The organism is Arthrobacter sp. FW306-1B-G06A (assembly GCF_058781765.1).
The window spans coordinates 35,050-60,100 of record NZ_JBYSXB010000025.1 but is presented as its reverse complement, the minus strand read 5'-3'; the positions used below and the strand labels follow the sequence as shown (position 1 = coordinate 60,100).

Sequence of the window (25,051 nt, the reverse complement as noted above, 5' to 3'; positions counted from 1 at the left end):
AATTGATTCTGGAGCTCGTTGACCCTTAGCGAGTCGAGCCGCGCCCACTCTGCGATGATACTGTCCAGGAAACCAGCGGCGAGCAGCTTGTCGTTGTAGCGAGGGTGGCGAAGGTAGGGAGGCCAAAACAACGGCGCGGTCGCGTCAGCACGGAATAACGGGAGCAGGTGCTCTGTCGCGAAGGCCGGGTCGGCAGCGAATAAGAAGAACAAGTGGCTCGCCAGAGCGGGTCCTGTGGCATCGAACGCGTGCGCCGGCCCGCAGAGAAGCTGCGTAAGAGCCTCGTGCTCGTCATCGCTGAGGCCCAACCAGTCATCACGATGTTTCCGCCATCGTCGATCAACCTCAGCCATCCAGTACTGGGCGAGGTCTCCTGGCCAAGAATTGAGGTAAGCGGTGCCATCGAGTTCGGGTCCGCTGCCTCGGAATGCGTGAACGAGTGGCCATGCTTCCTCCAAAGGTCGAGGGCGATGAGGCGCATCGCCGCGAGAGCCGGTGTCTCGTCACTCTCGATCTGCTTTCGAACCTGCTCCAGCAGGAATCGGCCGACTGAGCGAGCGGATTCTAAACTTGCGACTTGTGTTGTAACTCGTGCGACGACGGTGTTGGCGATCGCACCCAGAGCCGATTCCGCCCAACCATCGACAATAGCTCGGCGAAGGTCGTCGGCCTGAGAACCGCGGTCTGGCCGATCATCGACGAGGGCCCAAAGTTGTTCGCCGAGGTCGGGGCGGGACTCAGCCACTTGGCTCACGAGAAAAAGAGCGTCGCGCCACTCTGGTTCGTTCAAGCTCCGTTCCGAGTAGTCCCCGGCTAGGAGGTCATCGACGGTACCAGCGGGATCCTTTTCAAGGGACCCGATAAAGTCATCCAGTTCCATCGGCAGTTTTCCGCCCCAGGTGCCGGTCGTCATCCACTTGTCGAAGTCGGGATTCTCCCGCGGGGCGAAAACATGGTTTGCGTCCTGTGCCTCTGCAAGGGCTGTGCCGGCCTCAGCCCATCCGGGCGCAACTTGGGTCAGCCATACAAGCAAGTTGTAGGTTGCGTATTTGGTGTGCTGTTCACGGTCGAGGATGTCTTCCGTGACGTCTTTGGGAAGGCTAGGCCCGGCTTGTGCGGCCGAAAGGAGGTGATCTCGTGCTTCTTTCGATGCTTTTTCCGCCGACACTTTGAGGATGCGATAAGTCTCGTGTTTGAGAGTAGTTTCGTAGAGAGCAGATCGTTCTAGCAGCCACGAGATCTTCTCGTCGTACGACCGCGAGGCGTCAAGTGCGACCAAATGTAGCGCGAGACGTCGGAAGAGGTCTCGACCGATCGACCACCACCGTTCGGGCAGGTCCGGCCGTGCGAGCAGGGCTTTCTCGCCGTACGCTCGCAGCCCATCGATGACTGCGTCCACGGGATGGCGAAACCGATCCTGCCCGTGCGGTTCGATTGCCGAGCGACGAAAGTTGAGCGGATCCCACGAGCGTAGGCCGTGATAAGCGTCGAGAAGGTCGTAAGCGGCGCTCAGTGAGTCTTCGAGTACCGCTCCCAGCATCAAGTCGCCGGGTACGGTCGCCTCGATGACCTTCAAGACGTGCTTGGTGAGACTGCGCTCCTTGGTGTTCCAATGCACTTCGGCGTCGGGGAGAGTTGTCAGATCCTCGGAGCCATCAAGGGACCATCGTCGCTTGAGCACGAGGTAAGGCCTGAGAGCCGCCCTGAGCACCGTAGGGTCTTCAGGGCGGCTGTTCGGCTGATACGACAAAAATGTCTCGGTGGCAACCGGCGCAGAGTGACCGTGAATTGAGGTCGCGAGGAATGCTTTCCATCTCCGCCCGGCGTCAGGATCCACCTTGCTCAGATCGGCGGCTGCCCAACCGGCACCCCGGAAGAGGCCCCCGCCGAGCGTTTGGCCCAACCGCTGCATCGTCTGCAGTGCTGCTCCGTGAAGTTCCGGTAACGCGATGAAGCTCTGACAGAACCAGTTCCCAAGGATGGTGGTCGTATCGTCGAAGCACGGCGGCTACGAACGTTCTAACGTGCTTCCCCTCGCTACCACTCAAATATGGGCGATTCGCCACTCATTTTGATTCGGAAGACCACTCAGTGCAGTTTTCCCTTGTTAGCGTTTGCGATGAAGGCCCCCGTCGCGCCTTAAAGAACTCGGTGTATCTGTTCTTTCGATTACCGAAAAGGAACATCGATGAGGCCTTCGTGAGGCGGGTCGTCGACCACGCCCATGACAGTTTCACGATTGGGGACCAAATGATTATCAAAAGGATCCTGGCCTGTCTGGCCATGGCTGCGCTCCTAGCCGCTTCAACAGCGACACCCGCCATAGCTGACGTCGATGCCAACGCGGGAGGCGCTCCGGCGAGAGTGGAAAACGCACCCAAGGAAGCTGCGAAGGCTGAGGCCGTAGCGCGCAAGGTCTTTGAGTCCGACAATCCCGAGCTTGCGGCCAAATCGCTCGGCTCGGAAGAGCTTGGTTTGTTTGAGGCCTATAGCGCGGTCGCGAATGTCATCAGTTCGCCGAAAAGCTACGCGCCGGCAGATAGTCTGGCCAAGAAATCCACATTGAAGGGAATAACGCCGGCTCAGTTCGGCACTCTGGCTTCCGGATGCTGGAACACTTCATCCTGGGTGATAGGCACGAATGCCTTTGGAGGGTGGCTTTACAAGCTGACCGTTAGTGGCGGATGGTGTGGCAACGGTTCGTCAGCAACACAATCATGGTTCAACGGCACGTGGGGTGAGACGTTTGCAATCGGGTGGCGCGACAATGGCCAGGTCTCCAGGCACGCAATCATCTCGGGCGGCTCGGCTAAAATTGTCGGACAGCGCGAATTCAAACTCGGTGTCGGGGGTTGGGACGTGTCGTCGCCTCGCCCCTGCGTGCGGATCATAGGTCACGGCAATGGTCAAAAAGGAGATGACCAATCATGCAGCCCTTGGTAAGGAAGCGCTCAGGCGTTGCGCTCTCCAGATTTTTCCTGCTGGGAGCGGCCATCTTGTTGATTTTGCCGCTCTATCCATTCACAGCTATCTCTGCTGTCCTGTCAGGATCTGCCCTCTTTCTTGCAGCCAGAGAAGCCCCGAGTCGGAACCGCACCCTCACCTTGGCCACGGCCGTTGTGCTGCTCGGAATGGTCATCCTCTTGACGCTCCTGAGCCTGCAGACGGGAACCATTGGCCCCCACAGCGGCGAGGTCTCGAAAGTGTAGCTCCCGCTGTTCAATGCTCAGGCGCGCACGACGGCGACACGCCCCGAAAAGGACACGTCGCCGTCGTTGTCAATTCCTTTAGTGCGGCCCGCCGTCGATCGCCAAAGCCGTTCCTTCTTGGGCGCCGTCGTGCCACACTTGGTGGACTATCGATTGACTGGGGGATCCGGGTCAGGAGATTGGTATGTGTGTTGTGATGCAACCCCGCACCTCGGGCCGCCGACTGGTGGTGATCGAGCCATGATCATCGGTTGGGCTTACTTCATGGCGGGAGTGATGACGGTTGATGCGCTCTTGCTGGGGCTGCTGCTGTTGAACGTGAAGTGGCCCAAGCATTGGAAGAGGAACGGCTAGGCGCCAGCGTAGGTGCCGGACCTAGAGGACCTTGCGGATCGTCTCTTCGAAACTCACCACGTGGTGCAGGGCGAGCGCCGCCGCGCGGTCCTCGTCGCCGTCGGCGATTGCGGTGAGCAGCTCAGCGTGCTCTGCGACGTGGCCCGTCACAGAAGGCATCTTGTCCAGCATGTGGCACCAGATGCGGGTTGCCAGGTTGTCGTAGCGGATCAGCACGTCCTCGAGGTGCGGATTGGCCGCGGCCCTGTAGATGAGCCGGTGCACCTGGATGTCGTAGCGCATGAGGTCCTGCTGGCCGGCGTCGTGTGCCTCCAGGCCGCTGATGGCTGCGGCGACCTCGCGCAGTTCTTCCCTCAGCTTCGGGCTGGCCATGCGGGCAGCCCGCCGTGACGCCAAGGGCTCAAGCAGCTCGCGGATTTCGGAGACGTCCGCGAGCTGGGTGATGTCGACGCCGGTGGCGAAGGTTCCGCGGCGGGGATATGAGACCACAAGGTGGTCGCTTTCCAGCCGCTTGATGGCCTCGCGCACGGGTGTCCGTCCGATGCCGAGCTCCGCGGCGACCTGCCCGTCGTTGATGGGGTCTCCGGGTTTGATGTCCAGCATGATGAGCCGGTCGCGCAGGAGCAGGTAGGCGTTTTCCGCCAAGGACGTTCCCTGCGTGCCTGTGTCCGGTGCTTCCAGTGCAGTGCTCATGTGCCTCTCCCGTTTGCCACAATTCCAAGTCTGGCGGTTCAGTTGCCGCCGGACTGTTGACGGCTGTGTGATCTTCAACATACTATGGCAACAGTCCTAATATATCAGTTGCTGATTAGTCAGTAAATATAAGTATCTCAAAAGGAGACCACGATGGTTGAACCGCTGATCCGCCCACTCGCCCAGGCGGACCCGGAGGTTGAGCAGGCGATCGCCCAGGAACTCATCCGCCAGCAGTCCACGCTGGAAATGATCGCCTCCGAAAACTTCGCTCCTGCAGCCGTCATGCAGGCACAGGGCTCGGTCCTGACCAACAAGTACGCGGAAGGCTACCCCGGCAAGCGCTACTACGGCGGCTGCGAGCATGTGGACGTCATCGAGCAGCTGGCCATCGATCGCGTCAAGGCCCTCTTCGGCGCCGAAGCCGCAAATGTCCAGCCGCACTCCGGCGCCCAGGCCAACGCCGCAGCCATGTTCGCGCTCCTTGAACCGGGGGACACCATCATGGGCCTCGACCTGGCGCACGGTGGCCACCTGACCCACGGCATGCGCATCAACTTCTCCGGCAAGCTGTACAACGTCATCCCGTACCACGTCAGCGAATCCGACCTCCGGGTGGATATGGCGGAAGTGGAAGCCCTCGCCCTGGAACACCGCCCGAAGCTGATCGTTGCCGGTTGGTCCGCCTACTCGCGCCACTTGGATTTCGCAGAATTCCGCCGCATCGCCGACCTCGTGGGCGCCTACCTCATGGTGGACATGGCCCACTTCGCCGGCCTCGTCGCAGCGGGACTGCACCCCAACCCGGTGCCGTATGCCGACGTCGTGACCACCACAACCCACAAGACACTCGGCGGCCCGCGCGGCGGAGTCATCCTGTCGAAGGAACAATACGCACGCAAGATCAACAGCGCGGTTTTCCCCGGCCAGCAAGGCGGCCCGCTGGAGCATGTGATCGCGGCCAAGGCCGTGGCGTTCAAGATGGCGGCTGAGCCTGAATTCCAGGAACGCCAAGCACGGGTGCTGGAAGGCGCCAAGCTCCTGGCCGAACGACTCCTGAAGGACGACGTGGCCGCAGCAGGGATCTCGGTGGTCAACGGAGGCACCGACGTCCACTTGGTCCTCGTTGACCTGCGCCACTCGGAACTGGACGGCCAGCAGGCCGAGGACACCTTGCACCGCATCGGCATCACCGTGAACCGCAACGCCGTCCCTTTCGACCCCCGGCCGCCGATGGTTTCCTCCGGACTCCGCATCGGCACCCCGGCGCTCGCCGCACGCGGCTTCGGTGCCAAGGAATTCGCGGAGGTCGCGGACATCATCGCGACGGCGTTGATCGCCTCCGCCAGCACTGGCACAAACAGCAGCGGCACCTTGGGAGACGAGGCCGCCGTCGAACTCCGGGGGAGGGTTACCGCGCTCGCCGAGCAATTCCCGCTTTACCCGCACCTTTCCCAGGCTGGCAGCGGCAACGACGCCGCTTCCACCGAACTTGAGGCAGAAATGATTGGAGCAGCCCAGTGAGCGCAGACCAACTCCCCGAACACCCGGATTTCCTGTGGCGTAACCCGGAGCCCAAGGCTTCCTACGATGCCGTGATCGTGGGTGGTGGCGGCCACGGCTTGGCCACCGCGTACTTCCTGGCCAAGAACCACGGCATGACCAACATCGCCGTCCTGGAAAAGGGCTGGCTGGCCGGCGGCAACATGGCGCGCAACACCACCATCATCCGTTCCAACTACCTGTGGGACGAGAGCGCCGTCATCTACGAGCACGCCCTTAAGCTCTGGGAGATCCTGCCCGAGGAACTCGAATACGATTTCCTCTTCAGCCAGCGCGGCGTCATGAACCTCGCCCACACCCTCGGCGACGTCCGCGAAAGCGTCCGCCGCGTCGGCGCGAACAAGCTCAACGGGGTCGACGCCGAATGGCTGGACCCGCAGCAGGTCAAGGAACTCTGCCCAATCCTGAACATCAGCGACAACATCCGCTACCCGGTGATGGGCGCTACTTACCAGCCCCGGGCTGGCATCGCGAAGCACGACCACGTCGCCTGGGCTTTCGCCCGCAAGTGCGACGAGCTCGGCGTGGATATCATCCAGAACTGCGAAGTAACGGGCTTCCTGAAGGACGGCAACCGCGTGGTGGGCGTCAAGACCAACCAGGGAACCATCCACACCGAAAAGGTTGGCCTCGCGGCCGCCGGCCACAGCTCGGTCCTCGCCGAAATGGCCGGCTTCCGCCTCCCGATCCAGTCCCACCCCCTCCAGGCGCTGGTATCGGAGCTGCATGAGCCGGTCCACCCCACGGTGGTCATGTCCAACCACGTGCATGTCTATGTTTCCCAGGCGCACAAGGGCGAGTTGGTCATGGGCGCCGGCGTCGACTCTTACAACGGCTATGGCCAGCGCGGCTCCTTCCACGTGATCGAGCACCAGATGGCTGCCGCCGTCGAACTGTTCCCGATCTTCGCCCGGGCCCATGTGCTCCGGACTTGGGGCGGAATTGTGGACACCACCATGGATGCCTCGCCGATCGTCGGACTCTCGCCGGTTGAGAACATGTTCGTCAACTGTGGATGGGGAACGGGCGGCTTCAAGGGCACGCCCGCTGCGGGCCTGACCTTCGCCCACACCATCGCCACGGGAACGCCGCACGAGCTCAACAAGCCCTTTTCACTGGAACGCTTCGAGACCGGTGCCCTGATCGACGAACACGGCGCCGCCGCCGTCGCCCACTAGCCGCAGCCTTTTAGGAGACCAACCATGCTGCTCATCAGCTGCCCCAATTGCGGGCCACGAGACGAAACCGAATTCCACTACGGCGGCCAGGCCCACGTGGCCTACCCGGAAAACCCGGACGCGCTAACGGACCGCCAGTGGGCCGAGTACTTGTTCTACCGCGACAACACGAAAGGCGCCTTCGCCGAACGCTGGGTACACAGCACCGGTTGCCGCCAATGGTTCAACATGCTCCGTGACACCGTCAGCTATGACATCCAGGCCATCTACAAGATGGGCGAACCGCGCCCTGATGTGAACCCCACAGCAGCCACCACTCCGGAAGGAGCAACGAAGTGACCCCGCAGAACGCCCGCCTCGCCACCGGCGGCCGCATCGACCGCAGCATCTCCTGGCGGTTCACCGTGGACGGCCAGGAATACACCGGCCACCCGGGGGACACTGTCGCTTCCGCTCTGCTGGCCAACGGCCGCATCAACGCAGGCAACTCCCTCTACGAGGACCGGCCCCGCGGCATCATGTCCGCCGGCGTGGAAGAATCCAACGCCCTGGTCAAGGTGGCTGCCCGCTTCCCCGGCCATGTCGCCGAGTCGATGCTTCCGGCGACCACCGTGTCTCTCGTGGACGGGCTCAACGTTGAGTTCCTGAACGGCCTCGGCAAGCTCGATCCCAACGAGGACCGCGCCGAGTACGACAAGAAGTACGTCCACACAGACGTCCTGGTGGTTGGCGGCGGCGTTTCCGGCCTCGCGGCAGCCCGCGAAGCCGTCCGCACCGGGGCCAGGGTCATCCTGATCGATGACCAGCCCGAACTCGGCGGCTCGCTGCTTTCCGGCTCCGCTGCCCCGGAACTCGCCGAAGTGATCGAAGGCAAGCCGGCGCTCGAATGGATCGCCGATGTCGAGGCGGAGCTCGTCTCCGCCGCCGAATGCACCGTCCTCAACCGCACCACGGCGTTCGGCTCCTACGACGCGAACTATGTGATCGCGGCACAGAACCGCACCGACCACCTCGGCAGCCCGGCCGCGGACGGCGTCTCCCGCCAGCGAATTTGGCACATCCGTGCCAAGCAGGTGGTCCTGGCCCCCGGTGCCCACGAGCGTCCGCTCGTCTTCGAGAACAACGACCGGCCCGGCATCATGCTGGCCTCGGCTGTCCGTAGCTACCTCAACCGCTACGCAGTCGCCGCCGGACGGCGGGTCGTCATCGGCACCACCAACGATTCGGCCTACTTGCTCGCTGCGGATTTGCTGGCCGCAGGCGTCAAGGTCGCCGCCGTCGTCGACGCCCGCCCCAAGCTCAGCGAGAAAGCGGCAACCGCCGTCGAAAGCGGCCTCCGCGTCCTCGTCGGCAGCGCCGTCGCCGATACCTCCGGCGCGGGGGAAAACGGCCGGATCGACGGCGTCACCATCCGCAGCCTCAACGACGACGGCGAAGTCACCTCCGGCGTCGAACGGATCGCTTGCGATCTGCTGGCGGTTTCCGGTGGCTGGAGTCCCGTGGTCCACCTCCACAGCCAGCGCCAGGGCAAGTTGCGTTGGGACGATGACCTGGCCGGCTTCGTGCCGAGCTCCGTGGTCAGGGACCAGCATGTTGCCGGTTCAGGCCGTGGCAGCTACGAGCTCGAGGATTGCCTGAGCGAAGGCGCTTCCGCCGGTGCCGCGGCCGCTATCGCCGCAGGCTTCAGCACCCAGACGGTGCCCGTCGAGCCGAAGGCGCCTGTGGCCTCCGCCCCGACCCGCCAGTTGTGGCTGGTGCCGGGGCAGAGCGGAAACGCGGGGGAGTGGCACCACCACTTCGTCGACTTCCAGCGCGACCAGTCCGTGGCCGATGTGCTCCGTTCCACCGGGGCCGGCATGCGCTCGGTGGAACACATCAAGCGGTACACCTCCATCAGCACGGCCAACGACCAGGGCAAGACCTCCGGGGTCAACGCCATCGGCGTGATCGCGGCGGCCCTCAAGCAGGCGGGCGAGGCAGCCCGTGGCATCGGGGACATCGGAACCACGACCTACCGTGCCCCGTTCACGCCGGTGGCCTTCGCGGCGTTGGCCGGACGCCAGCGCGGCGAGCTGTTCGATCCCGCCCGCGTGACCTCCATCCAACCCTGGCACGTTGCCCAGGGAGCGCTCTTCGAGGACGTCGGCCAGTGGAAGCGGCCGTGGTACTACCCGCAAGCGGGCGAGGACATGGACGCCGCGGTGCTCCGCGAATGCGCCGCAGTCCGCGAATCCGTGGGCTTCATGGACGCCACCACGCTCGGCAAGATCGAGATCCGTGGCAAGGACGCCGGTGAGTTCCTGAACCGCATCTACACCAACGCGTTCAAGAAGCTTGCCCCCGGTTCCGCACGCTACGGGGTCATGTGCACCCCGGACGGCATGATCTTCGACGACGGCGTGACCCTGCGCCTCGACGAGGGCCGCTACTTCATGACCACCACCACCGGCGGCGCAGCCAAGGTCCTCGACTGGCTCGAGGAATGGCACCAGACCGAGTGGCCCGAACTCGACGTCGTGTGCACGTCGGTGACCGAACAGTGGACGACGATTGCCGTCGTCGGGCCGAAATCCCGCGCCGTGATCGCCAAAGTCGCCCCGCAACTGGCGGCCGACGGCGGGCTGGACGCCGAAGCATTCCCGTTCATGACGTTCCGCGAGACCACGCTGGCCTCCGGAGTCCAGGCACGGGTTTGCCGGATCTCGTTCTCCGGTGAGCTTGCCTACGAAATCAATGTTCCGTCCTGGTACGGGCTCAACACCTGGGAAGCCGTTGCTGCCGCAGGTGCCGAGTTCAACATCACCCCGTACGGCACGGAAACCATGCACGTGCTGCGTGCCGAGAAGGGCTACCCGATCGTCGGGCAGGACACGGACGGGACTGTCACCCCGCAGGATGCCGGGATGGAGTGGATCGTTTCCAAAGCCAAGGACTTCATCGGCAAGCGTTCGTACAGCCGCGAGGACGCGGTCCGCACTGACCGCAAGCACCTGGTCAGCGTCCTGCCGGCGGACGGCTCGTTCCGTCTTCCGGAAGGCACCCAGCTCGTGGAAAAGGGAATCCCGGTCAACCCGGCTTACGGCCCCGTGCCGATGCAGGGCTTCGTGACCTCGAGCTACCACAGTGCCGCATTGGGCCGTTCCTTCGGCCTGGCTCTGATCACCAACGGCCGCAACCGCATCGGCGAGACCTTGGTGGCCTCCGTCGGCGACCAGTTGCTGGACGTCGTTGTCGGAGAAACCGTACTTTTCGACGCAGAAGGGACCCGTAAAGATGGCTGAAACAGCAACCCCCGCAAACCCTGAGACGCTCCGTGCGGCACGCCGCAGCCCGGCGTCGCACTTGGCACCGACCTTCGAGTCCGGCTCCGTGGCTGGAACCGTGGCGTTGAAGGAGATCCCGTTCCAAACCATGGTGGGGATCCGGGTTGACAGGAATTCCGACGCCGGAGCCCGCCTCGCGTCCGTGACAGGCGGCCTGCCGGCTGCCTGCGGTGACATCAGCGGGGGTGAGAGGGCCACCACCCTGTGGCTTGGGCCGGAAGAATTCCTGGTGGTCGCACCGGAATCGGCCCACGATTCACTGGGCGGAGACCTTGTCCGCGCCCTGGTGGAGGCCTTGGGCGACGACCCTGGACAGGTGGTGGACTTGTCCGCCAACCGCACCACCTTCGAACTGTCCGGGATCCGGGCGCGAGACGTCCTGGAGAAGGGTTGTTCGCTGGACCTGCACCCCCGCGCCTTCCGCACCGGAACGGCCCTGGCCACGGAAATCGGCAACATCCCCGCCATGCTGTTCAAGACCGGCGAGGACAGCTTCCGGATCTTCCCGAGGGCGTCGTTCGCCGACTTCCTGGGCCGCTGGCTGCTTGACGGCATGAGGGAATACGCCTCTCCTGAGGTCCCCTGATGGCATTGAGCGTGCTTGACCTGTTTTCCATTGGCATCGGGCCGTCGTCTTCGCACACGGTCGGCCCGATGCGGGCGGCGAAGCAGTTCACCGACGGCCTGGAATCCTCCGGGCAACTCGCGGCAACGGTGCGCGTCCAGGCAGAGCTTTTCGGCTCGCTGGGCGCCACCGGCCGCGGCCACGGTTCGGACAAAGCCGTGGTGCTGGGACTACAGGGCCAATCACCGGAAACGGTGGACACGTCCACCGCCGATGACCAGGTTGCCGCGGCCGCCCTCGACGCCGAATTGCGGATAGCCGGACATCACCGCGTGGACTTCAACTGGGATGAAGACGTGGTCCTGCACCGACGCAAATCCCTGCCTGCCCACCCCAACGGCATGACCTTCCGGGCCCTCGACCACACCGGGGAAGTGCTCCGCGAACGGAGCTATTATTCGATCGGCGGCGGCTTCGTGGTGGACGGTGACGCGTCCGGAAACGACAAAGTGGTCGCTGACAGCACCGTGCTGCCCTATCCGTTCAGCACTGCAGACGAGCTCCTGGCGATCTGCGCACGGGAGGGCATGTCCATTTCCGATGTCATGCTCGCCAACGAACTCGTGTGGCGCAGCGAGGCCGAACTTCGCGAGCGGCTGCTGCAGATCTGGGCCGTCATGCGCGAATGCGTCGACAATGGCTGCGCCGCGGAAGGAATCCTGCCGGGAGGCTTGAACGTCAGGCGACGGGCGCCGTCGTTGTTCAAGTCGCTCAAGGCCACCGACGCCGGTCTGCAAGGCTCAAGCTCGGCAGACCCGCTGCTCGCCATGGAATGGGTGAACCTGTTCGCGCTGGCCGTGAACGAGGAAAACGCCGCGGGTGGCCGCATTGTCACGGCACCCACCAACGGCGCGGCGGGCATTGTTCCGGCGGTACTGCACTATTACACGAAATTCGTGCAGGGCGCCGACGACGACGGCGTGGTCCGCTTCCTGCTCGCGGCGGCCGCCGTCGGGATCCTGTTCAAGATCAACGCCTCCATTTCCGGCGCCGAAGTCGGCTGCCAGGGTGAAGTGGGCTCAGCCTGTTCGATGGCTGCCGCTGGTCTGTGCGAGGTCCTTGGAGGCACTCCCAAACAAGTGGAGAACGCCGCGGAAGTGGGCATCGAACACAACCTTGGCCTCACGTGCGATCCCGTAGGCGGGCTGGTGCAGATCCCATGCATCGAACGCAACGCCATCGCCAGCGTGAAGGCCATCAACGCCGCCCGTCTTGCCCTGCACGGCGACGGCAGCCACAAAGTGTCCCTTGATAAAGCCATCAAAACCATGCGAGAGACAGGAGCGGACATGAAAAGCAAGTACAAGGAGACCTCCCGCGGAGGCCTCGCCGTCAACGTAGTGGAGTGCTAGCCATGACTGTCACACAGAATGAATCCGCCCCGCGGCCTGGAGCGGCCCTGCCGGCTACCACCGTTGAGCATGTCCTGACGCTCGATTGCCCGGAAACGCGGGGGATCGTGCACGCCGTCTCTGGCTTCCTCCTGGAACACGGCTGCGACATCATCGACAACAAGCAATTCGACTCCCAACTGGATCACCATTTCTTCATGCGGATCCACTTCGCATCGGAAGGTGACGAATCGACGATCGACTCGCTCCGGGAAGCCTTTGCGCCCGTTGCCGAAAAGTTCGGCATGCGCTGGCAGTTGCAACGCCACGGCGCCAAGCGGCGCGTCCTGATCATGGTCTCGAAGTTCGAGCACTGCCTCAACGATCTCCTGTTCCGGGCACGTATCGGGGAACTGCCGGTCGAGATTGTCGGGGTGGTCTCCAACCATCCGGACCACAGGCGGACGGTCGAATGGCACGGCATTCCGTTCTTCCACGTGCCCGTCACCGCGGACACCAAGGCGGCGGCTGAAGGACAACTCCTTGACCTGATCGATCGCCTGGACGTCGAACTGGTGGTCCTGGCCCGCTACATGCAGGTCCTCAGCGACGATCTTGCCCGCAAGCTCGACGGCCGGGCCATCAACATCCACCATTCATTCCTGCCCAGCTTCAAAGGTGCCAAGCCGTACCACCAGGCTTACGCCCGGGGCGTCAAGACCGTGGGTGCCACCGCGCACTACGTCAACGGTGAGTTGGATGAGGGACCGATCATCGCCCAGCAAGTGGTGGAAGTTGACCACACCTTCGGTCCTGACGACCTCGTGGCAGCCGGCCGCGACACCGAGTGCAAAGCACTCAGCAACGCCGTCCGCTGGCACTGCGAAGGGCGCGTGATCCTGCAAGGCAGCAGAACCGTAGTGCTCAAGTAGCGTTTGAACGGCCCACCCAACGGTGGGCCGTTCAGGCGTTGCCTAAAGCCGCGCCAAGCGTGTTGCCACGTGAAGCGCGACGAGCCTGCCCGTTCCCCGGGGGTCCCCGCCGCACAACTCGAAAATCCGCTGGAGCCTGTGGTGCATCGACTGCCGTTCCAAGTGCAGTTCCCGTGCCGCGTGAGCGGTATTGCACCCCGTATCCAGCCAGACGGCCAACGTCCGCATCAGCTCCGAGCGCCGCAGCTCGTCATGCTCGACGACGGCGCCGAGCTGCCGCCGCACGAATCCCTCACGGACTGCCGCGTCGAGGCTTCCTTGTGCCAGTCGCTCGACGGCGAAGTCCTCGGTATCGACCACGCCGTTCGCGGCTCCCGGCCCGGACCCCGGCATGAGCTCAAGCGTCCGGCGCGCCTCTGCCAGCGACCACGGCGCCTCGCCGATTCCCTGCGCCAGCGGACCCACGGCGATGACCGAGCCGTCGGGGACCTCCAGGCCCTCAAGCGCATGGATGAGCGCGATGCGCGAAGCCACTGCCCTGGTGCGGGGAAGCGCGGCCAAGGCAATCAATTCCGCGTTGTCCGCGTAGCTCGCGCTTTGCGGAACCGTGCCGTCCAGGATGCCGTCGAGCCGTGTCCGGAGCTGCCCCGCCGCAGGGGAACGCACCACGACGGCGGCCACCGGGCCGCTGGCGGGAAACCCCGACGCTGGTCCCAATTGCTGCAGTCGCCATGACTGCGTACCCGAACTGACGGCCCGCATGAGTTCGATGCCGGCAAGTTCCTTGAGTCCCGGCGGCATGCGTTGCAGCAGGGCCAAGCCGAGGATATCGACGCACCGCTCGCCGGCCACCTGCGCGAGGTTGGCGTCGCCGTCGTCGGGCACTTCCAACTCCAGCCGGGCCGCAAGGACGCCGCGGACGGGCACATCGACGGTGGTGACGGTCCCGGACTCGGGCTGCGCGGCCGCCGTCGCGCTTCCCAAAGTGATGCCCGACGGCGAGGCGAGCCTCGCGCTGGAACCCGTCCGGCCGGCCAGCACCGCGAGGAGTTGATCCAGTCCGCCTCCGTGCGCGAGCTCCGCCGCCATGGCGTGGCTCGTTTCGTCGCCGAACTGCAATTGCGCAACCGACTCACTGACAAGGAGCGAGTTGATGGCTTGCATGATGCCGACGAAAGGGGCCACTTTGCATAACTCGATGATGGGCAGCCCGGCGTCCTGGCCGGCGTCGAGCATGGACTCCGGAATCGCGGGCAGCTCGGGACCCGTTTCGATCGCCAAAGCGGTGATGCCGCGCGCCGCCAGTTGGCGGACGTAGTCCACGCGCCGCTCGTCCGAGGCGGTGGCGAGGGCCTGCCCGCCGCTCAGGAGCAGCTCTCCGCCACGCAGCAACGGAGCGATGTCCAGCACTTCGCTTGAATGGACCCAACGGAGCTGCCGGGACAGTGCCTCGGGCACATCCGTCCGGAGAAGTGGTTCGGCGGCTTTCAGGCTTTCGTGTTCGAAGGCGTCGGCAAGGAGCAGAGACATGACACTCCGTAACTAATTATTGGAATCTATCGTACACATCGTATCTTGTTGCTGTGATGTGGGGCACATACATTGAAGGAGTCCCTTTCCTACACGGAGGATCCCCCCAATGCACGAGAACTTATCCACTGCGACGCCTGGGGCTGCAACGGCGCAGACCGACGTCGAACAGAACCTGCAGTCCATTCCCGAATCAGCGCGTACCCGCAGCGTAGCGGGCCAATTCTGGATCTGGGCAGGCGCAAACCTTGCCCCCATCAACTGGGTCCTCGGGGCCCTCGGCGTCCAGCTTGGACTGGGCTTTGCCGATACCGTCACGGTCCTGGTGGTGGGAAACCTGATCGGCATGGCGCTCTTTGGCTTGTTTGTCCTCCTGGGCCAGCGGACCGGTGCCACCGGCATGGTCCTGGCCCGGGCGGTCTTCGGCCGCCGCGGCAACTACCTCCCGAGCGCCATCCAGGCGCTCCTCGGAATCGGTTGGTGCGCCGTCAACACCTGGATCATCCTGGACCTCGTGATGGCACTCCTCGGCAAGCTCGGCATGGTCGATCCCGAGCAGCCCAACGTAGGCCCCAAGATCCTGGTGGCCTTCCTGATCATGTCCGCCCAGGTCACCATCGCCTGGTTCGGCTACAAGGCCATCGCGGCCTTCGAGAAGTGGACCGTCCCGCCCACCATCGTGGTGCTGATCGCGATGTCCGCCGTGGCCTGGTTCGGCATGAACATCGATTGGGGTTACGCAGGCCCTCCCGGTGCTGTCCTTGAGGGCGGCGCGCGGATCGCGGCCATGACCACCGTGATGACGGTTATCGGCATCGGCTGGGGGATCACCTGGTTCACCTACGCGGCGGACTATTCACGCTTCGTCAGCAAGTCCGTCCCCAAGCACAAGGTCTACCTGGCCTCCGTATTCGGCCAGTTTCTCCCGGTGGTGTGGCTCGGCATCCTTGGCGCCAGCTTGGCAACGAAAAGCGGCACGGCCGATCCCGGCCACCTCATCGTGGACAACTTCGGCGTGCTGGCCATCCCGGTGCTCTTCCTGGTGCTGCACGGTCCCATCGCGACGAACATCCTGAACATCTACACCTTTTCGGTAGCTGCCCAGGCCCTGGACATCAAGGCCAAGCGTCGCTCCTTGAACCTCTTCGTCGGACTCCTGGCCCTGGTCGGCGTCGTGTTCTTCATCCTGCAGGAGGATTTCGCGTCAACGCTGAGCACGTGGCTCGGCGGGCTCGTGGCGTGGGTAGCCGCGTGGGGAGGCATCATGTTGGTGCACTACTTCTGGGTGGACAAGCGCAGCCCCGTAGCAGTCGACCGGCTCTTCGACCCTGTGGGTACCCGCCGGCTCCCGGCGTTCAACTGGGCCGGGATCACCGCGCTCCTGGTAGGCATCTTTGCCACGTGGCTGTTCATGTACGGCGTCCTGCCGATCATGCAAGGCCCCATCGCCACGGCCATGGGCGGGATCGACTTGTCCTGGCTGGCCGGCGGACTTGTTGCCGCGGCAGTCTATGGCGCGCTGGGCCCACGGGTCCATGCCCGGTACCTTCCGCTGTCTTCCGAGACCGCGGCGCCGCAGCCCGTTGCGGAAGACGCCGTCGCCAATCTGGTCAACGACTGAAAGGACACCCGATGACCACCAACGCTTTCCCCGACGAGGCACACTCGATCACTTGGCCTGAAGGCTTCAGGGCAGCGGCGTCCTTCACGTTCGACGTCGACGCCGAATCCTGCACCATCGCGCACGATCCCACGAGCACCAGGCGCATGTCCCTCATGAGCCACCAGTCGTATGGCCCGAGGGTTGCTGTTCCGCGACTCTTGAAGATCCTCGAGCGCCAAGAGATCCAGGGAACCTTCTTCATCCCGGGGTTCACGGCGGAGAGCTATCCGGACGTGGTGCGGCGGATCGTCGACGGCGGCCATGAAGTCGCCCACCACGGCTACCTGCACGAGCCAATGCAGGGAATCGACGCCGCCACCGAGGCCAACTACCTGGACCGCGGGCTCGACGCGCTCGCGAAGGTAGCCGGGGTCAGGCCGGTCGGCTACAGGGCACCGTGGTGGGAGCTCAACTGGCATTCGCCGGCGCTGCTCGCGGACCGTGGCTTCCTCTACGATTCAAGCCTGCTCGACGGCGATGCCCCCTACCGCATGGCGGTTGCCTCGGATTCGGGTGATTCGCGGGACATCGTGGAGATCCCGGTGGATTGGGCCTTGGACGATTGGGAACAATACGCGTTCTATCCGGGAGTGACAGGCAGCGGGGTCATCGAGAGTCCGGCCAAGGTGTTGGAGATGTGGACCCTCGAAGCCGAAGCCCACCACACCCAAGGCAGCTGTTTCGTCTTGACCAACCACCCCTTCATCTCCGGCCGTCCGTCCAAGGCGGTTGCCTTGGAGCAGCTGATCGGACGAGTCAAGGCCATGGACGGGATGTGGGTGACCACCTTGGAACGGATCGCCGAGCACACCAAGGCCACGGTGAACGAGATCCACAGCCACGCCCGGATCGAGGTCCCGTCCTACCCGGGCGCAGGAGCCAGCTTCACGTCCGCCCGCGTGCTGGAAACCGCCCCCAACTAAGCCCGTCCCCACCCAACTGACTCGCAGTTGTTGTCGTTATCAGGGCCCAAAACGACACCTAATGCGAGCTAGTTGGGTGGGCCGGGCTAAGGGTGGGCCGGGCTACAGGTCGGTGCGGCACAGAGCGGTGTGGAGTTTGTAGAGTCCATTCAGGTCTCCGGCCGCCAAACCATCAGGGGCGCCGATCTCCGGGTACATGAGCTGGATCGGATCGTCTACGTGGTCAAGGCCAACCACGTGGCCAAGTTCGTGTTGGATCACCGCGGAGACGTAATGGGCGCCGCCGGAGACGCCCAGCAGTTCCGTGATTTGCGGGGCGTCCAAGTCCAGGCTTCCCGAGACGTAGCTCTTGGGTCCGGTGCCGAAGCTGTACATGGTGCTGCCGCCGGTTCCGATGACGGATCCTGTCAATGCGGGAGCCGCCTCGGGAGTGGTCCAGGAAATCAGCAGCGGGGCCCAACGGTCTCCGTAGAGCGCGGGCTGGTACGGCTTGCGCTTCTCGGAGGGGGTTTCCTTGCTGGTGCCGTCGTCAACGAATGTGAGGCCCGTAGCAGCGGCAATCTTTGCAATGGCGTCGGCGATGAGCCCCTCGGATCCGGCCGGGGCGAGAGCCGCGTTGACCACGTAGTGCAGTGGCCGGCACGGAGAGTAGCCCACGGGGGTGCCGTCGGCATTGGTGGCCAGGAACTTGAAGGAGTTGCTGGCCACCGCAGGCTTGGCGGGGGAGCCAAGCGGGTGGCCGGCTTCTTCCAGGCCAGGCGGCGGTGTATCCGGCGCGCGGGCCGCCTTTGGCTGACCCTGTCCGGGAGCCCCGCCCGGCCCGGAGCTGCTTGCCGTGGCGTGGGCGGACGGGGCCAGGTTCGGAAGCAAGCCGGTGATTCCAGGGTCGCCCCGGAGGAATCCACTGACCAACACGGCTACGGCAGCGACCACCGCCACCAGCATCAAATTTCGGAACAGCGCGAGCGCGGTGCTGGGGCGCTTGGGCGGCGGGCCGCCGTCGTACCCGTAGTTTGAATGCAAGTCTTCCCCCAAATCCCCGTACCCGGCACCCCAGCGGGCCGGCGGTACTAACCGATGACAGCGCCGAAGACGAAGCCCAGCCCATACGTGGCCGCGGCCGCGCCGAGACCGATGGCGAGCTGCCGGAGGCCGCGGGTCAGCGGCGAGGTTCCGGACAACAAGCCGACGACGGCGCCGGTCGACAGAAGCGCGATGCCCACCAGCGTGCCGGCCACAGCAAGCGCCGCGAAGCCGGTCATGCCGAAGATGAACGGCAGGATGGGCACAATGGCGCCCGAAGCGAAGAAGCAGAAGCTCGAGATCGCGGCGCCCCAGGCGGAGCCCACGGCCTCGTGCTCATTGACGGTTTCTTCCACTTCGGGGTGCAGGGAGAGGCTGGGATCGCAATCGCAGCTGTAGACGCCCATGCGTTCAGCGGCCCGGTGTTCGGCGGCTTCGCGGGACATGCCCCGGGCCAGATACACGAGGACCAGCTCGTTGTGCTCGATGTCCAGGGCCGGGGCTGCGGTCAGCGTGGCCTGGGTGGGGCGGGTGGCCTTGAGGAGCTCGAGCTGCGAGCGGACAGAGACATATTCGCCGGCACCCATGGACAGCGCGCCTGCCAGCAGGCCTGCGATGCCGCTGAACAGGACCACAGTGGCGGGGACGCCGGTGGCCGCCATGCCCATTACGAGTGAGAGGTTGCTGACAAGGCCGTCGTTGGCGCCGAATACGGCCGCGCGGAAAGTGCCGGACAACCTGTTGCGGCCGCGCGTCGCCAGGCCGCGGACTACTTCCTCGTGGATCTGTTCGTCAGCCGCCATGGCGCGGGTCGCTGCTGGATCCTTGGCGTAAGGCGAGCGGCCTTCAGCCCTTTGGGCGAGGGCCAGCACGAACACTGATCCAAAGTTCCGGGCGAGGAAGCCGAGCATTTGGCTTCGGATCGAGGCCGCCTTCGGCATGCCGGCATGTTCCCCGAGGAGCTTGAGCCAGTGTGCCTCGTGGCGGCCCTCGGCCTCTGCGAGTGCCAACAGGATTTCGCGTTCCTCGCCGTCGCGGCGCTGCGCCAGTTGGCGGTACACGGCGGCCTCGGCCCGCTCGTCCGCCAAGTACTGACGCCAGCGCTTGATGTCCGACGACGACGGGGGAGTCTTGGGGGCCGCTTCATCTTGCAATGGACTGCTTTGGTCCGAGGGATTGTCGGGATGCGCGTTGTCTGGATCTGTCGGGTTCTGTGGATCTGCGTGCGGGTGCACCGGGACTCCTGGGTTGCTGGGGCGGGCTTCATCGCCTCATTGCGGCTCCACTCTATCGCCAATTTCCGCGGTTTTTCGGCTGGCAATCCTCACTGGACGTTTTAGGCGCGCCTCAAAAACGGGAGGCTCCCGGGAGGCCTTGACCGCGGCTGGGGGCAGTGCTGGGATGGATGGACAGGGTCCACGAATTGGCGGGGTAGCGTGGTGACCGGCTGCCTCATGTGCCTGTGCGATGGGCTCAGCGGCACGTCGAACGGAGGTTGCACCATGGACAGCACCGAAACCCACGCCCGCCACCCCGACCGTCCCACGGTCGAGGCCGATCCCGCCTACGACTACAGCGAAGACCTTGAGGTGGACGAGGACTGGGAGGAACAATCCGAGGTCCTCGACGACGACGAACGGGTGGTTCCGCTCGACGCAGAGGAACACCGCGAGGACGAAGAGTTCGAATAGCCCCGGGCTCGCTAAACCCCGGAGCTAAAACGCGCTCAGGATGAAGTGCCTCTGCACGCCTGCCCGGTGCCCGGTTGCCGCCACCGTCAGGGTGAGTTTCCGTGTGGCGGGGAACCAGCGGGCGGGCTGGACCGCTTTTGAAAGGGCTTGGGTGATGAGCCGCGGCTCATGGTGCCAATAGCGTTCCAGGTTTCCGTCCACGACGAACGTGACGGAGCCTTGGGAGAGGTCGACGCCGGGAATCACCCGGACGAATTCGTCCACCCGGCGGGGGCGGGGCGACAAGAGGGTGCTGGGCTGGGTGGTGCGGTCGGCTATGGCGGTGGCGCCGTTTTCGAAAGGCATGGCCTTCTCCTGTGGAGTTGCTCTTGCCCGTTCGGTTGTCTCTGGTCCGAGCCGGGCCGCTTCTTCATCCGAACCACCCGTGAACATGGGGTTGGCGTGTGGCAAGTCGGAGCTTGGCGCCACATCTCTTGAAGCTCTTCCTACTGTACATGCGACGGCGGCGCCGCACCCCGGAAAAAGGTGAGGCGCCGCCGTCGTACTTGACTCTGTGAAACTTAGTGGCTGGCCACCGGGTGGGCCTCCAGCGGGAGTTCCTCGGTGACTCCTCCGGCGACGCGACGGTCCCATGCTTCGCGGACCTGGGGCTCCGTGGGAGGCGTCAGCAGCGAGACCACGACGTACACCAGCAACGAGGCTCCGAGGCCCCAATAGATGGGATCGTTGGCGTAGACGCCGTCTTCGCTGGGGATGATTCCCGTGGCATAGGCGATCAGCAGGGCCAGGGTCAGTACGGACCCCACGGCCATGGACCAGGCCGCGGCAATACCGGTGCCCCGCTTCCAGACCAGGCCGCCCAGGATGGCAACCAGCAGGCCGCCCACCAGGATGTCGTAGGCGATGGTCAGGGCGACCACGACGTCTTGCGCCGCCATGGATATCAACACGGCCACGATGCCCAGTCCGAGGACCCAGTAGCGGTTGGCCTTGACGTCGTGCTCGGGGTTCTCGGTGTCGTCGGTGTTGACGGTCTTGCCGAACCAGCTGGCCACGAACGGGACCACGTCGGCGCGGGCAACGGTGGCCGCGGCGATGAGGGCTCCGGAAGCCGTGGACATCATGGCCGCGACTGCTGCGGCCATCACGAGGCCGCCGATGCCGATCGGCAGGATGTGCGTGGCAACCTCGGCGTAGACGACGTCCTTGCCGAGGGCCTTCACGTCGATGTTGGGCAGTGCCACGCGGGCGGCAAGGCCGATCAATGCGCCGGCGACGCCGTACAGGACGCAGTAGATACCCGCGGTGGCACCGCCCCAACGGGCCACCTTGGGAGTCTTGGCGGTGAAGACGCGCTGCCAGATGTCCTGGCCGATCAGCAGGCCCAGGGTGTAGACCACGAAGTACGTGATGATGGTTTGTGCTCCGATGCCGTCCAACTGGAAGAAGCTGGCGTCAACGCGGGCACGGATGCCATCGAAGCCGCCTGCGGCGTTCAGGACGAACGGGAGCATGAGGAAGAAGATGCCCACGGTCTTGATGATGAACTGCACCTGGTCGGCGAGGGTGATGGACCACATGCCGCCGATCGTTGAGTAGACCAGGACGATTGCGCCGCCGACGGCGATGGCGAGCCAGCGCTCCCAGCCGAAGAGGACAACGAAGATGGTGGCGTAGGCGCCCGTGGACGTGGCGCACAGCATCAGGGTGTAGGCGAGCATGACGATGCCGGAAGTCTGTGTGGCGCGCTGTCCGTAACGCAGGCTCAGCATCTGGGAGACCGTGTAGATCTTCAGCCGCTGGATGGTGCCGGCGAAAAGCAGGCTCAGGAGGAGCACGCCCGAACCGATCGCGACAACCAGCCACATGCCGGAGACGCCGAACTTGTAGCCGAGGCCGACGCCGCCAACCGTCGATGCGCCGCCGAGGACGACTGCGGCCATGGTGCCGGTGTAGAGCATCGGACCGAGGCGGCGTCCTGCCACGAGGAAATCGCTGTTGTTCTTGGTGCGCGACTTGCCCCACCAGCCGAAGGCCAGCATGGCGAGCAAATACACCACCACGATCGCAATATTGATGAACGAAGAGTCCACGGTTGGCTCCTGAAAGTGATGCGCAGAGCCCTTGGGGATTCCGACGCCGGTCCGCTGGGTTTCGTTGCGGGTTGCGGAAGGTCTCTGCGCTGGTGATTGGGGAGAGTAGTCTGTGATGTATGCCTCACAAACAACACTTGTTGCCTATGAGGATACGTAGTGATGCGAGTAACAGTCAAGGTGCTGTCTCGCCCAGCAGACTCATCGGCGCTCCTCCAGCTTGCCAAAGGCCCTGCCGCGCGGGCGATCCGGCTACTATTGCTGCAATGACAGGGCCGCAGAAACGGCCTGAAAGGTTCGTGAATGAAGGCTCTCCCCGTTGAACCGAGCAATGTCCCCGTTGCCATCGGTTCCAGAATCCGTGCCGCCCGCCAATCGCAGCGGCTCACCATCGAGCAGGTTGCCGACGCCACCGGCCTGACCAAAGGGTTCCTGAGCCGGGTGGAACGTGACCTGACATCGCCGTCGGTCGCTTCCCTTGTGACGCTTTGCCAAGTTCTTTCAGTCTCCATCGGCGATCTTTTCGCCGCACCTGAGACGCACCTGACGCGGCGCGACGATGGGCCGCGGATTTCGCTTGGCGGCCAGGGAATCGTGGAGCGGCTCCTGACCGCCCGGTCGGAACGACGGCTGCAGATCCTACAGGCTTCCATCGAGCCCCGCGGCCGGGGAGAAGCCGAGCTTTACGCCGTCGATTGCGACGTCGACGTCCTGCACGTGGTCAAGGGCCGCATCAAATTGATCCTCACCAACGAGGAGTACGAACTCGAAGAGGGGGACACGCTGTCCTTCCCGGGCCGCGAGCCGCACACCTGGGTCAATCCAACCGACGAGCCCGTTGAGGTGCTCTGGATCCTGGTGCCGGCAGCCAGCCGCTGACGCCGGCACTTTGCGATACGGGACCGCATGTGGCCGACACGCGGCGTAACACGCCTGAAACATGACTGACTCCGGGATTTAACCCTGGGACCTTCGGTGTTACGTGCCTGAAATGATCCGTGCCGACTGCTGAAACAGGGCGACTGTACCTTCGAGTCAAGGCAACTCGTCAAGGTCGGTATCCCGTGGGGTACCAGGACCTGTTCGTTTTAAAAATGGTCTCGCCGTGCGGGCGCCATGGAGCGCCGTATATGCAGGAAGGCTCCCGAAATGAACCCAGTATTCTTCAGCGTAGGGCTGGATGTGAACCCCCAGACCCTCGATCCAGGCGCAACAGCCTGGATGCTTGCAGCTTCCGCCCTCGTCCTTCTCATGACGCCAGGTTTGGCGTTCTTCTACGGCGGCCTGGTCAGGATGAAGTCCGTCCTCAACATCATGATGATGAGCTTTGGCGCCATTGGCGTCGTCGCGGTGGTCTGGGCCCTGTGGGGCTACGGACTCGCGTTCGGCCCGGATACCCTTGGCGGCTTCATCGGAGATCCCTTCGCGAACTTCGGACTCAGCGGACTGGCCAGCGTCATCGGCGGGAAAGCCCCGGGGTTGCCGGACATGGTCTTCATAGGGTTCCAAGCCACCTTCGCCATCATCACGGTGGCACTGATCAGTGGCGCGGTGGCCGAACGGGTCAGGTTTGGCCCCTGGCTGCTGTTTGCCGGCCTCTGGGTCACCATTGTCTACGCTCCTATTGCCCACTGGGTCTGGGGCGGCGGCCTCTTCGGATCCACAGGGATCATCGGCAGCAAGATCTCGGCCCTCGACTTTGCCGGTGGCACCGTCGTCCACATGAACGCCGGCATGGCAGGGCTGATGCTTGCGGTAGTGCTCGGCAAGCGGCTCGGATTCATGAAAGACCCCAACATCCGGCCGCACAACCTCCCCTTCGTGATGCTCGGGGCAGGCCTGTTGTGGTTCGGGTGGTTCGGATTCAACGCCGGTTCGGAACTGGCCGCTGATGGAATCGCCGCGCTCGCCTGGACGAATACCCTCTTGGCCACAAGCGCGGCGCTCCTCGGTTGGCTGCTTGTCGAAAGGCTGCGCGACGGCCACGCGACGTCCCTTGGTGCCGCATCCGGCGCGGTCGCCGGCTTGGTGGCGGTCACCCCGGCTTGTGGATTCGTGGACCCCATTGGCGCCATCGTCATCGGCGTCATCGCGGGTGCCGTCTGTGCACTGGCCATCGGACTGAAGTTCAAGATCGGCCTTGACGACTCCTTGGATGTTGTTGCCGTCCACTTTGTCGGCGGCCTGTGGGGGACCCTGTCCCTCGGATTCTTCGCGGTACCCTCGGCAAAGACTGAAGGCGGCCTTTTCTACGGCGGCGGCCTGAGCCAATTCTGGCCCCAAATATTGACGGCCTTGGTGGTCACCGCCTGGACGGCGATCATGACGACGCTCATCGGGCTCGCCATCCACAAGACAGTGGGCATGCGCGTCAAGGAGCACGAAGAGCTGGCCGGCATCGACATCACGGAGCACGCGGAAACAGCCTACGAGCTGGCCATGATTGGCGGGTCCTTCAATCCCGGAGAACCGCAGAACGGCAAAACTCCGTCGAGTTCCAGCGGTGACCCAGAAGCCAGCTCCAACGGGAAAACAGATCGGATGCGCAGCAAGGCGTCGACGTGAAACTGGTCACGGCCATCGTGAGGCCGGAGCGGATCGACGAGGTCCGGGAAGCTTTGGAACACTTTGGAGTCAACGGGATGACCGTGAGCCAAGCCAACGGTTACGGCCAGCAACGGGGCTTCGTGGAGGTGTACCGGGGCGCGGAATACAATTCCGATCTCCTTCCCAAAATCCGGGTGGAGGTCCTGGCCACGGACGATCTCGTGGACGGAATAGTGGACGCCATCATCTCCGGTGCAAGTACGGGCCAGTTCGGAGACGGGAAGATCTGGACGGTCGACGTTTCGCAAGCCGTCCGGGTCCGGACCGGGGAGCGTGGCGCCTCCGCGATCAGCTAGAAGACTGTGTTGGTGCC

22 protein-coding genes and 1 riboswitch are annotated in these 25,051 nt (G+C 64.2%); of the genes, 15 read left to right on the top strand and 7 right to left on the bottom strand.

Features of this window, described 5'->3' with window-relative positions; all coding sequences use genetic code 11:
• Nucleotides 1-25: 25 nt before the first annotated feature.
• Nucleotides 26-1,837 carry a hypothetical protein gene (locus AC3WJM_RS14150; RefSeq protein WP_492272206.1) on the bottom strand — a complete coding sequence of 604 codons (1,812 nt, stop codon included), beginning with the start codon at nucleotides 1,835-1,837 and terminating at the stop codon, nucleotides 26-28.
• 254 nt (nucleotides 1,838-2,091) lie between these two features.
• On the opposite strand from AC3WJM_RS14150, the gene AC3WJM_RS14145 reads away from it, so the two are divergent.
• Entirely contained in the window at nucleotides 2,092-2,943 is an 852-nt protein-coding gene (locus AC3WJM_RS14145; protein ID WP_332601675.1) for a hypothetical protein, read from the top strand.
• Entirely contained in the window at nucleotides 2,928-3,209 is a 282-nt protein-coding gene (locus tag AC3WJM_RS14140; RefSeq protein WP_059388145.1) for a hypothetical protein, read from the top strand. Before AC3WJM_RS14145 ends, AC3WJM_RS14140 begins: the two co-directional genes overlap by 16 nt.
• 375 nt (nucleotides 3,210-3,584) lie before the next feature.
• Here the strand turns inward: AC3WJM_RS14140 and AC3WJM_RS14135 are convergent, their stop codons facing one another.
• Complete coding sequence (locus tag AC3WJM_RS14135; RefSeq protein WP_332601674.1) at nucleotides 3,585-4,256, bottom strand: GntR family transcriptional regulator; 672 nt, start codon at nucleotides 4,254-4,256, stop codon at nucleotides 3,585-3,587.
• Between the two features lie 153 nt (nucleotides 4,257-4,409).
• Here AC3WJM_RS14135 and glyA point away from each other — a divergent pair, with 153 nt between their 5' ends.
• Genes glyA through purU form a run of 7 tightly spaced genes read left to right on the top strand, consistent with a single transcriptional unit; the run spans nucleotide 4,410 to nucleotide 13,208 of the window.
• Entirely contained in the window at nucleotides 4,410-5,780 is a 1,371-nt protein-coding gene (gene glyA / locus AC3WJM_RS14130; protein ID WP_284989680.1) for a serine hydroxymethyltransferase, read from the top strand.
• Nucleotides 5,777-6,997, top strand: coding sequence for a sarcosine oxidase subunit beta family protein (locus tag AC3WJM_RS14125; RefSeq protein WP_492272205.1), 1,221 nt, complete (start codon nucleotides 5,777-5,779; stop codon nucleotides 6,995-6,997). The genes glyA and AC3WJM_RS14125 overlap by 4 nt, the downstream gene beginning before the upstream one ends.
• 24 nt (nucleotides 6,998-7,021) lie before the next feature.
• A complete protein-coding gene (locus AC3WJM_RS14120) occupies nucleotides 7,022-7,336 on the top strand; it encodes a sarcosine oxidase subunit delta (RefSeq protein WP_059390258.1) in 315 nt (104 codons plus the stop codon).
• Nucleotides 7,333-10,278: an FAD-dependent oxidoreductase gene (locus tag AC3WJM_RS14115; RefSeq protein WP_492272204.1), complete on the top strand. Its 2,946-nt coding sequence runs from the start codon at nucleotides 7,333-7,335 to the stop codon at nucleotides 10,276-10,278. The genes AC3WJM_RS14120 and AC3WJM_RS14115 overlap by 4 nt, the downstream gene beginning before the upstream one ends.
• Complete coding sequence (locus AC3WJM_RS14110; RefSeq protein WP_284989683.1) at nucleotides 10,271-10,906, top strand: sarcosine oxidase subunit gamma; 636 nt, start codon at nucleotides 10,271-10,273, stop codon at nucleotides 10,904-10,906. The genes AC3WJM_RS14115 and AC3WJM_RS14110 overlap by 8 nt, the downstream gene beginning before the upstream one ends.
• Nucleotides 10,906-12,297: an L-serine ammonia-lyase gene (locus AC3WJM_RS14105; protein WP_059388143.1), complete on the top strand. Its 1,392-nt coding sequence runs from the start codon at nucleotides 10,906-10,908 to the stop codon at nucleotides 12,295-12,297. Before AC3WJM_RS14110 ends, AC3WJM_RS14105 begins: the two co-directional genes overlap by 1 nt.
• A 2-nt stretch (nucleotides 12,298-12,299) precedes the next feature.
• Nucleotides 12,300-13,208: a formyltetrahydrofolate deformylase gene (gene purU, locus AC3WJM_RS14100; protein ID WP_059388142.1), complete on the top strand. Its 909-nt coding sequence runs from the start codon at nucleotides 12,300-12,302 to the stop codon at nucleotides 13,206-13,208.
• A 42-nt stretch (nucleotides 13,209-13,250) separates the two neighbouring features.
• Here purU and AC3WJM_RS14095 read toward each other — a convergent pair whose 3' ends face one another.
• Nucleotides 13,251-14,738, bottom strand: a complete 1,488-nt coding sequence (locus AC3WJM_RS14095; protein ID WP_492272203.1) for a PucR family transcriptional regulator — start codon at nucleotides 14,736-14,738, stop codon at nucleotides 13,251-13,253.
• Nucleotides 14,739-14,847: 109 nt separating this feature from the next.
• Between AC3WJM_RS14095 and AC3WJM_RS14090 the strand changes: the two genes are divergently transcribed.
• Together AC3WJM_RS14090 and AC3WJM_RS14085 are read left to right on the top strand one after the other, a co-directional pair.
• The gene (locus tag AC3WJM_RS14090) at nucleotides 14,848-16,359 is read left to right on the top strand and encodes a purine-cytosine permease family protein (RefSeq protein ID WP_306962159.1); all 1,512 of its coding nucleotides are present in this window, start codon (nucleotides 14,848-14,850) and stop codon (nucleotides 16,357-16,359) included.
• An 11-nt stretch (nucleotides 16,360-16,370) separates the two neighbouring features.
• Nucleotides 16,371-17,324 carry a polysaccharide deacetylase family protein gene (locus AC3WJM_RS14085; protein ID WP_284989685.1) on the top strand — a complete coding sequence of 318 codons (954 nt, stop codon included), beginning with the start codon at nucleotides 16,371-16,373 and terminating at the stop codon, nucleotides 17,322-17,324.
• A gap of 102 nt (nucleotides 17,325-17,426) precedes the next feature.
• Here the strand turns inward: AC3WJM_RS14085 and AC3WJM_RS14080 are convergent, their stop codons facing one another.
• Both AC3WJM_RS14080 and AC3WJM_RS14075 read right to left on the bottom strand, forming a co-directional pair.
• A complete protein-coding gene (locus AC3WJM_RS14080; RefSeq protein ID WP_442880142.1) occupies nucleotides 17,427-18,347 on the bottom strand; it encodes a matrixin family metalloprotease in 921 nt (306 codons plus the stop codon).
• Nucleotides 18,348-18,394: 47 nt separating this feature from the next.
• A complete protein-coding gene (locus AC3WJM_RS14075) occupies nucleotides 18,395-19,501 on the bottom strand; it encodes a VIT1/CCC1 transporter family protein (RefSeq protein ID WP_492272202.1) in 1,107 nt (368 codons plus the stop codon).
• Nucleotides 19,502-19,849: 348 nt separating this feature from the next.
• Between AC3WJM_RS14075 and AC3WJM_RS14070 the strand changes: the two genes are divergently transcribed.
• Nucleotides 19,850-20,038, top strand: coding sequence for a hypothetical protein (locus AC3WJM_RS14070; RefSeq protein ID WP_059388139.1), 189 nt, complete (start codon nucleotides 19,850-19,852; stop codon nucleotides 20,036-20,038).
• Between the two features lie 24 nt (nucleotides 20,039-20,062).
• On the opposite strand, the gene AC3WJM_RS14065 is transcribed toward AC3WJM_RS14070, so the two are convergent.
• Nucleotides 20,063-20,383: a hypothetical protein gene (locus tag AC3WJM_RS14065; RefSeq protein WP_059388138.1), complete on the bottom strand. Its 321-nt coding sequence runs from the start codon at nucleotides 20,381-20,383 to the stop codon at nucleotides 20,063-20,065.
• Between the two features lie 14 nt (nucleotides 20,384-20,397).
• A riboswitch (SAM riboswitch) is annotated at nucleotides 20,398-20,517 on the bottom strand.
• Nucleotides 20,518-20,598: 81 nt separating this feature from the next.
• Entirely contained in the window at nucleotides 20,599-22,131 is a 1,533-nt protein-coding gene (locus AC3WJM_RS14060) for a sodium:solute symporter family protein (RefSeq protein WP_306962165.1), read from the bottom strand.
• A gap of 303 nt (nucleotides 22,132-22,434) precedes the next feature.
• On the opposite strand from AC3WJM_RS14060, the gene AC3WJM_RS14055 reads away from it, so the two are divergent.
• From AC3WJM_RS14055 to AC3WJM_RS14045, 3 genes are all read left to right on the top strand, one after another.
• Nucleotides 22,435-23,010 (top strand): helix-turn-helix domain-containing protein, encoded by a 576-nt coding sequence (locus AC3WJM_RS14055; protein WP_059388136.1) that lies wholly within the window; start codon nucleotides 22,435-22,437, stop codon nucleotides 23,008-23,010.
• A 270-nt stretch (nucleotides 23,011-23,280) separates the two neighbouring features.
• Nucleotides 23,281-24,696, top strand: a complete 1,416-nt coding sequence (locus tag AC3WJM_RS14050) for an ammonium transporter (RefSeq protein ID WP_492259258.1) — start codon at nucleotides 23,281-23,283, stop codon at nucleotides 24,694-24,696.
• Nucleotides 24,693-25,034, top strand: a complete 342-nt coding sequence (locus AC3WJM_RS14045; RefSeq protein ID WP_059388134.1) for a P-II family nitrogen regulator — start codon at nucleotides 24,693-24,695, stop codon at nucleotides 25,032-25,034. Before AC3WJM_RS14050 ends, AC3WJM_RS14045 begins: the two co-directional genes overlap by 4 nt.
• Nucleotides 25,035-25,051 lie beyond the last annotated feature (17 nt).